General features: G+C 41.8%; 9 protein-coding genes. 3 read left to right on the top strand and 6 right to left on the bottom strand.

Annotated features, from left to right (window positions below; translation table 11 throughout):
- Nucleotides 1-316: 316 nt before the first annotated feature.
- The gene (locus JMX91_RS12400) at nt 317-754 is read right to left on the bottom strand and encodes a hypothetical protein (protein ID WP_201549437.1); all 438 of its coding nucleotides are present in this window, start codon (nt 752-754) and stop codon (nt 317-319) included.
- A 248-nt stretch (nt 755-1,002) separates the two neighbouring features.
- Here JMX91_RS12400 and JMX91_RS12395 point away from each other — a divergent pair, with 248 nt between their 5' ends.
- Entirely contained in the window at nt 1,003-2,109 is a 1,107-nt protein-coding gene (locus JMX91_RS12395) for a hypothetical protein (protein ID WP_201549443.1), read from the top strand.
- A 189-nt stretch (nt 2,110-2,298) separates the two neighbouring features.
- Here the strand turns inward: JMX91_RS12395 and crcB are convergent, their stop codons facing one another.
- The 4 genes from crcB to JMX91_RS12375 all read right to left on the bottom strand — a co-directional run bounded on the left by crcB (nt 2,299) and on the right by JMX91_RS12375 (nt 5,150).
- Nucleotides 2,299-2,670 carry a fluoride efflux transporter CrcB gene (gene crcB / locus JMX91_RS12390; protein ID WP_201549436.1) on the bottom strand — a complete coding sequence of 124 codons (372 nt, stop codon included), beginning with the start codon at nt 2,668-2,670 and terminating at the stop codon, nt 2,299-2,301.
- Nucleotides 2,671-2,714: 44 nt separating this feature from the next.
- Nucleotides 2,715-3,773: a tRNA (adenosine(37)-N6)-threonylcarbamoyltransferase complex transferase subunit TsaD gene (tsaD, locus tag JMX91_RS12385; RefSeq protein WP_201549434.1), complete on the bottom strand. Its 1,059-nt coding sequence runs from the start codon at nt 3,771-3,773 to the stop codon at nt 2,715-2,717.
- Nucleotides 3,774-4,115: 342 nt separating this feature from the next.
- Entirely contained in the window at nt 4,116-4,646 is a 531-nt protein-coding gene (locus JMX91_RS12380; RefSeq protein ID WP_201549432.1) for a c-type cytochrome, read from the bottom strand.
- A gap of 132 nt (nt 4,647-4,778) precedes the next feature.
- On the bottom strand, nt 4,779-5,150 hold the full coding sequence (locus JMX91_RS12375) for a hypothetical protein (protein WP_201549430.1): 372 nt from the start codon (nt 5,148-5,150) through the stop codon (nt 4,779-4,781).
- A 371-nt stretch (nt 5,151-5,521) separates the two neighbouring features.
- Here JMX91_RS12375 and rpsU point away from each other — a divergent pair, with 371 nt between their 5' ends.
- Together rpsU and JMX91_RS12365 are read left to right on the top strand one after the other, a co-directional pair.
- Nucleotides 5,522-5,737 carry a 30S ribosomal protein S21 gene (gene rpsU, locus JMX91_RS12370; protein WP_010195908.1) on the top strand — a complete coding sequence of 72 codons (216 nt, stop codon included), beginning with the start codon at nt 5,522-5,524 and terminating at the stop codon, nt 5,735-5,737.
- A gap of 202 nt (nt 5,738-5,939) precedes the next feature.
- Nucleotides 5,940-6,389: a GatB/YqeY domain-containing protein gene (locus JMX91_RS12365; RefSeq protein WP_201549428.1), complete on the top strand. Its 450-nt coding sequence runs from the start codon at nt 5,940-5,942 to the stop codon at nt 6,387-6,389.
- Nucleotides 6,390-6,431: 42 nt separating this feature from the next.
- Here the strand turns inward: JMX91_RS12365 and JMX91_RS12360 are convergent, their stop codons facing one another.
- Entirely contained in the window at nt 6,432-8,003 is a 1,572-nt protein-coding gene (locus JMX91_RS12360; RefSeq protein ID WP_227679414.1) for a M48 family metalloprotease, read from the bottom strand.
- Nucleotides 8,004-8,123: the final 120 nt, after the last annotated feature.

The raw sequence follows: 8,123 nt of genomic DNA, 5'->3' as shown, positions 1-8,123 counted from the left end.
CCAAAAAGTGGTCGATGCCAATCCGTAACTGGACGTCTGCTCTGAATCGTTTTATGATTATGTTTGATGACCGTATCAGTAAGCATTTAATCTAAATGGCAGTTACACAGAATTCGGGATGGTCTCAGATATGTACTACAGTTCCCACATCACACGATCTGATATTCTCTTGAATATCTTTTGATACCTTAATAAAATCGTTTATATTCAACATACTGCTAATCCTTATTTGTCATAAACTCTGTTATAAGAAGGGTTTTTGGGAGTATATTTGCAAGCATCAAACTTACATAGGCTAGATGCTAATATCAACCGTTCAAACAAACCAGTTAATATTAGAAAGGTAGAAAAGCTCAGCAAATATAAGTTTCTCATCCTTGATTCCTGACTCTATAGAACTTTTAATTAACTTCTCATCAATATTATCACCTTCATGAACTCTACCAATTATAGTTCGAACTCTATTTTCAGTATCAAAATAGATAGCTAAGATATTTTGTTTGTTCTCAATAAAAATATCTGGGAAGGTATTAGTTGATATCATATTTCTTATACTACCCATAATATCTATTAACTCACAAGTATACTCCGGATATTGTATCCAGACCTCGCAACAGTCGATCAGCATAGGATAGCCCTGCTCATAATTAATATCCCGGACATGCTTATCATCAAAATCAGACATATACCACTCGTCAAGCTCGTGGAAATTCTCGGTAGACAATAAGAATTTTATCAACTCTTCTTTAAACATAATTCAGTCTCTAAACCCATTTTCAAATTGGTGTATTTACTCAATAAGTTATCAGTATGTGTTCGATACCCTATACAGGCATCGAGCTATTAAGGGGTTGAGGTGTCTCAACATATTTATAATAATCTAAAAACAGGCTCAGTGGTTATGGGCGTAAGGATACGGCTCCCTAGCGAGAACTTCAGCTATAAGCTTCACAAGATAGTTGATACTATGGGCTGATTTAGTTTACTAATAAGGAAAATAGAATGAGTTTTGTCGCAGGTACATTAGTACATACAGATAAAGGTTTAATGCCAATACAAGATATTAAAGTTGGAGATCTTGTATTGTCAAAAATTAATGATGATGGTGAGCTGGTTTCAAGGAAGGTAACTAAAACAGTTACGTCTTCTGAACCTAAAAGAATATATAAAGTTGAATACCACAACGATTCGCTTGATGAAGATATTAACTTAGATGAAGATGAGAGACACAATGATAGCTATATTTTTTGCACGGACATTCAAAAGATTAGAGTTTCAACCAACAATCTCATTAGAATAGGTTGGCAACCTGCTAAAAATTTATTTTCTAGAGAGTTATTCAAGAAATGTATCGACGAGTACTTTAAATCTTATGAGGAAGGTATCAATCCTCCTGAAATAGTCTCTGTCAGTAAAGACAAAATACAGTTATCAAAATTTTCTTTTTTGCCTGTTCGTACGCTACCAAACTTTCCTCAGGACTGTGCGTATACTTACAGCATGCCGCCTATAAACTTTATTCTTGCTAACATTGATTGGAGTAGCGACTTTGATGTGAATGATTTTTTAGACAGCTATTGGGAAGAATATCGAAACATAGAGTTTGTTAGTTTCGATAAAGATAGTTACTGCTTAGTAAGCTTAGGAGAAGAGAAATATTATAACCATGATAAATACCAATTAAATTTACCAACTGCTGATTCATTTTCACATGTTAATAAGCAGGTACCGTTTAAAATTGATATTGACTTATATAAAAAATTGAACAATCGTCTGTTCCAAGATACAAATCCTTATGCGAATCGTGATATTGAAAGCTTTAAAGAATTCTATAATTCACCAAGTTACTATAATGGCAACATAATAGAAAAGAATAAACTGGGTTCTAGTAAAAACAAAAAGATCTATGAGAATGGATTAATTAATCTAGAAAAATATGGAAACGCCGAGGGGTTGTTAGACTCTAGCATTCATGAAAGTATGGCACGTTTTGATGATCCTTGTCCCAATCCATTTATGACACATGTCTACCAACTAGAAGTAGAGGAAACTCATAGTTATTTTGTTGGTCAGGATGGTATCTGGGTATCTGACGGTCATACAGAGTAACCATGTAAAAAACGGGCGTTATGACAAATAACTTTGGATAGAGAGATTCTTTTTTACTAGTTCCTTTGGGTTATACCCCAACGGAACCAGCTAATTCACTCTCCAAACGTATTAATAGACTACTTAAAACAGACTGTTAATATGGAACCACTTATAACAGACTCTTAAACGATTAATATCTATCAACGCCTACAAAACTAGCTTAAAGAAATAAAAGCCAAACGCGGTTGCTAATAATGTCAGTCCAACGTGCAGGCCGATGAGCGCTAAACCTGCTAGCAACCGCCCGTCATGAATAAAGCCAAATACCTCTGCACTAAACGTACTAAAGGTAGTCAACCCACCCAAAAAACCAGTAATGACAAACACGCGTACATGATCAGATAAGTTGCTTCCCATACGCTCAAACCACACTAGCGCCAGCCCTATCAGCAGTCCACCCAAGATATTAGCGCTCAGAGTACCGAGCGGCACCCAACCGTGCAAGGCATTAAAACGCGATAACCAAGCTCGCAAACAAGCACCGAATGCTGCGCCCAAACCGATAGCAAGCCACTGCATAAACTGTCCTTAATTCATATAAACGTGTTGGACCAAATGCTCATTTATACGGCTGGCAATTCTGTCATCGGCCAACGCGGAATACAGCTAACAGCCAAATCATCAGACTGTCCAGCTTGCAAGCGCTCAAAACCTGCATAAGCAATCATCGCGCCATTATCCGTACATAGCGCAGGCGGTGCATAATGAACCGTCGCATTGATCTTAGCCAGTTCCGCTTCTAACATCTCACGCAGATGAGTATTGGCACTGACCCCACCTGCAATTACCAAACGGCTCATATCTGCTTGCTTGAGTGCTTTAACACATTTCTTCACTAGCGTGTCGACTACTGCATGCTGAAAACTGGCGGCAATATCAGCACGAACCTGTGGATCGTTATCAGCGCCATTACCCGACCCTCCCGAACATGGTGTATCTTTAATCAGATTATGTACGGCCGTTTTCATGCCACTAAACGAAAAGTCTAGACCTCGATGTAGCATTGGTCTTGGTAGTGCATAAGCATCAGGATTACCAGTTTCTGCCAGTTTGGCAATATTAGGGCCGCCAGGATAAGGCAGGCCTAGCATCTTAGCGGCTTTATCAAAGCACTCACCCGCTGCGTCATCTATCGACTCACCTAATATCTCATATTGTCCAACACCGTGAGCAGCAATCAGTAGCGTGTGCCCACCAGATACTAGTAGCGAGACAAAAGGAAACGCCGGAGGGTTTGCGCCCATAAGCGGTGCCAAAAGATGCCCTTCCATATGATGAATACCAATCGCTGGAATATCCAAACCATATGCCAAGCTACGACCAAATAGTGCGCCTGTCATCAATGCACCAATTAGACCAGGCCCTTTGGTATAAGCAATCGCATCAATCTCGCTTTTTTTCATATCGCACTGTTCGAGCAGCTCGTTGAGTAATGGCACTAGCTTGCGAATATGATCGCGACTGGCAAGCTCAGGCACAACGCCGCCATAAAGTGCGTGCAGCTCAATCTGAGAGTACAGTACTTGCCCGACCAAACCTTGGTTGTCGCTATTTATTTGCTCACTATCAAAAATCGCCAGCCCCGTCTCATCACAAGAAGTCTCTAAGCCCAATACTTTCATACTTTTGCCTTTATACTTTCGTTTTCGTGCTATTTTTATCGCACTTTTATCTTACATCATTTTGAGAAATTGGATAACTATAGTCAAAGAACTCTAAAATGAGTACAAGGCAGCCGACTGCAGATTGTACAAGTAGTACATCTAAGGAGGGTAACGCCGTAGCGGTTTAGTAGTTCACCGACTATAATACAATCAGCCACACACTATCTCGAATTCGCTTGATACAGCTGTATATTCTCAGACTGACATGACAAAAAACGTGCATAAAAAAACCGTCATTGTCAGTCACAGTGACGGCCAGTTTAGCAAATTTCAATAGCTGACATACTCTAATATAGAGTATCAGCTTACCGACGCTAGCATATAATCAACAGCTGCTTTAACTTGTGCTTCGGTCACACCGTTTACTGCTTGCGCTGGCATTTTATTAAAGCCTTTAGCCGAGTGCATATATAGCGTTTCTTTATCTTTGGTCAAACGAGCTGTCCAAGCCGCTGTATTACCATACTTTGGCGCATCGAGCAAACCTGCAGCATGACAAACCTGACAATTTGATTCATACAGTTTGGCACCTGCATCTGCTGCCAACACTTCAGGCTCAGAATCAGTTTCAGGTGTTGCCACTGCCTCATCTACTATATCGGCAGACTCTGTTGCTGCTTTTGGTTCTGTATCTGGCTCAACCACAGACTCAGGCGTCGTGCCTTTGGTTTCTGCTACAGCTTTCTCTTCTATAGCAGTAGCAGGTTCATTAGATGCTGTAGACTCTTCAGTAGCTGTGTTATCACCGCTACAAGCACTCACTGCAAATACTACACTCATGCTGATCACAGACAGTTTCAGCTTGTTCATATACGGTTGTATATCAATCATGGTTTTACCCTTACTTAGTCAGTCTGCAATCAATTAGAGATGCGTTATATCAGCTTAAATTACTTACGTATACGACCAACGACTGTTTAATAGCCCATTGAGCTAATAGTCAATTCAGCACTAGATTCTAGTTTACTCGGCAGTGGCTTCAGCTGTATCTTCAGTAGCCGCCATATCAGCACTGTCAGTAGGAGCAGCGGCTGTATCCGCACTATCGGTAGCTGTTGCTTCTGCAGTATCAGCGTCAGCCGTTCCTGCTTCAGCAGTAGCTGTACCATCAGCTTCTGTACCAGCTGCATCAGTCGCTGGCATTGGTGCTGTCTCTGGGAACTCCATTTCTTCAGCTGGTGGCGCATTTTTGATGGCAAGTTCAGCAGCTTCGTCAACGCGATCGATTGCCATTACTTCTTCATGCTCTTCGCCGCCACTACAAGCGCTCACGCTCACACCTAAAGCTAAGATAAGTGCGGTGCTTAATGCCGTGTTAAATACTGTTTTTTTCATTCCAACATCCTCAATAAAATACACACAAAACGGTTCATAGGCTTACTATAATATGGGAATTATCATAGCATAAACTCCAATCAAACCGTTATAGACGGTAGGGATTTTTTATTGATAAAGCGTTGTATATATGTCGAATTCATAGTTTGAGAGCCAAATTCAAATAGCTATCTAATTGAACAACCTATCGGTAATAAATGCTTAAAATCATTGACTTTGTTGGTATTTTTTATTAAAATACCTGCCCTTACGCTAATGCGTGAGAATTGTCCTAGTTTGAGCTGATGCCTGTAATCTTGAGATATTACGGCTAAATACTAATACACAGCCAAACTAATGCCCTTATATCTCATCCTAATCGAGGAGTCTTCATGCCTGCAGTTAAGGTTAAAGAAAACGAACCAGTTGATATCGCTATCCGTCGTTTCAAACGTGCTTGTGAAAAAGCTGGTGTATTATCAGACGTACGTAAGCGTGAGTTTTATGAAAAACCAACGCAAGTACGTAAGCGTAAAAAAGCTGCTGCCGTAAAGCGTTATAAGAAGAAGTTACAACGCGAAACTATTCGTACCACTCGTATGTACTAATCAGTAATCTGATTAGTTAAGTACAAGCGCTACACTAACGCCACTGTTATCAATCGATATCAGTGGCGTTTTTTATGCTACAATTTTTGTTATTACTGCTGACATAATTTTTTATTAAAACCACTATCAGCAGGTTTTGTTCTAAAATTTAACAAACGACCTCTAACGAATAGCATTTAACAGATCGATAAGGATAATAGCAGTGAGCCAACTTAAACAGACGTTATCAGACAATATCAAAGTTTCAATGAAAGCTCGTGAGCTTGAGCGCGTTAAAGTACTGCGCAACGTACAGTCAGTAGTGAAACAAATCGAGATTGACCGTCAGACAGAGCTTGATGATGCGCAAGTATTAGAAGTTTTGCAAAAGCAGCTAAAGCAGCGCCAAGAGTCACTAACTATTTTTACAGAAAATGGCCGTGATGACTTGGCCACCAAAGAGCAGTTTGAGATTGATATCATCAACGAGTTTATGCCGCAGCAAATGAATCAAGACGAGATCATAGCATTGGTAAATGCTGAAATCGCTGAGCAAGGTGCTACGTCTATGCGTGATATGGGCAGCGTCATGGGTGTTTTGAAGAATAAAACAGCTGGCCGTGCTGATCCTGCTTTGATTTCTAAAATGGTCAAAGACGCGCTACAAGGCTAGCACTTGCTATTGATTGGCAGGCTAATCTGTACAAATAACCGCCTAAGGCTTAAAGTCTTTGGCGGTTTTTATTGCTTTGAGTTCTGCGTTAATATTGGCCAATAACGGACGCGCACTATTGGCCTGATCTGTGGTTTGTAGATTTTCCGTCAACTGTTTGGCTTGCGTCAAAGAGGTCAGCGCACTCTCATAACGCCCATTCCATAGCTGATCATAACTGCGATAGCGCAATGCATTAATTGTTGCGATATTGGCTAATTGTGGTGACGTGGTGGTCTTGGCAAGTTTTTCATTGGCAAGTTGCAAGCTTTGCCATGCGTAACGGTCGCTTGGCTGCTGTTCTGTTAGTGGCTTCAACAACACTTGGGCTTTTATCGGTTGATTACTGTTAGTCAGTGCTTCGGCTAGATAAAGACGTAAATCACGGCGCTCAGGATATAGGCGCTGCTGGCTCTCTAAGACATCTACGGTTTGTTGCCACTTACCTTGTTCACTCAATAACTGACTGTGGGTAATCGACAATAGAGGCTCTAAACTCTGACGCTGCGTGCTTGATAACGCATTTATCTCGGCCAATACCTTATTAGCATCTGTAAAGCGCTGTTGCTCTCCATACCAATGCATTAGCGCAAGTTTGGCCCCGAGACTGTTTTTGGCAGCCGTTGTCAGTGTGACTTCAGAGGCATGTTTACCAGTCACTTGCACACGCCAATACAGTAAATCAAACAGTGCTTGATGGCGCTGCTGCTGGCTCAATGAGAGCGCTGGATACTGCTGAGCGCGACTTTGTGACTCGCTCAACCGCTCGTTACTCAGAGGATGTGAGCGTACAAAGCTCGGTAAAAACTGATTCTCAACTTGGTTTAACTGACTCTGCTGATTCATCGTGGCAAAGAACCGTGGCATCGCCCGAGGATCATAACCCGCTTGGATCATAATCTGCATCCCTACTCGGTCAGCCTCGCGTTCATTACTACGGCTAAAGGCCATGCTGCTATTCATAGAGACTGTCTGACTGCCCATCATCACAGCCGCAGCGGCATCACCATCGACAGCTGAGGCGGCAATCGCAGCTAGCATACCGCCTAGCTGCATTAGCAAGGCTTTTTTACGTTCGTCAGCGCCGCTTTCGTAGTGCCGTTGACTGATATGCGCAACTTCATGCGCGACGACGCTCGCCAGCTCATCCATGCTGCTAGCTGACAGTATCGTTCCAGTGTTGATACCGATTACACCACCAGGCGCTGCAAAAGCATTGATACTAGGGTTATCAATGATAACGACGCCAAGTGGTGCTTGCTGACGAGCTTGAGCATTGAGACGCCAAGTCATGTCTTTTATCGTTTCTTGTACCCAAGGATCATGTTCCATTCTGACGCGGCCATTGATATTCTGTAATGACCACTCGCCAAGCATTTTGTTTTGATATTGCTCAGCAAAGCTTAAGCCTTGCCCGCGCAGATTTGGTAGATCTAGCGTTTGCGAATCTGTGACTTGCCACGAGCTATCAGCCAATGGCAGCGTTTGACTCTCACGACTATGCGCACCGCTGGCCGTGGCTAGTAGCATCATTGACAGTCCTACCTTGATACTATTTGGCACAGCTAAACTCATAAAATGACGTTTACCTTTTTGCTTAGACAATATAAGTGGCAAGCCTACGGAGCTTTTGGCTACTAAAGAGTTGTTGCTGTCAGGTCGCTTCGTTCTATTAGCCTGGTACAAGTGCATATC

Origin of the sequence: Psychrobacter sp. Pi2-1 (assembly GCF_904846645.1) — a bacterium.
GTDB lineage: Bacteria > Pseudomonadota > Gammaproteobacteria > Pseudomonadales > Moraxellaceae > Psychrobacter.
The sequence above is the reverse complement of the archived record's forward strand: the minus strand, read 5'-3'. Positions and strand labels throughout refer to the sequence as shown.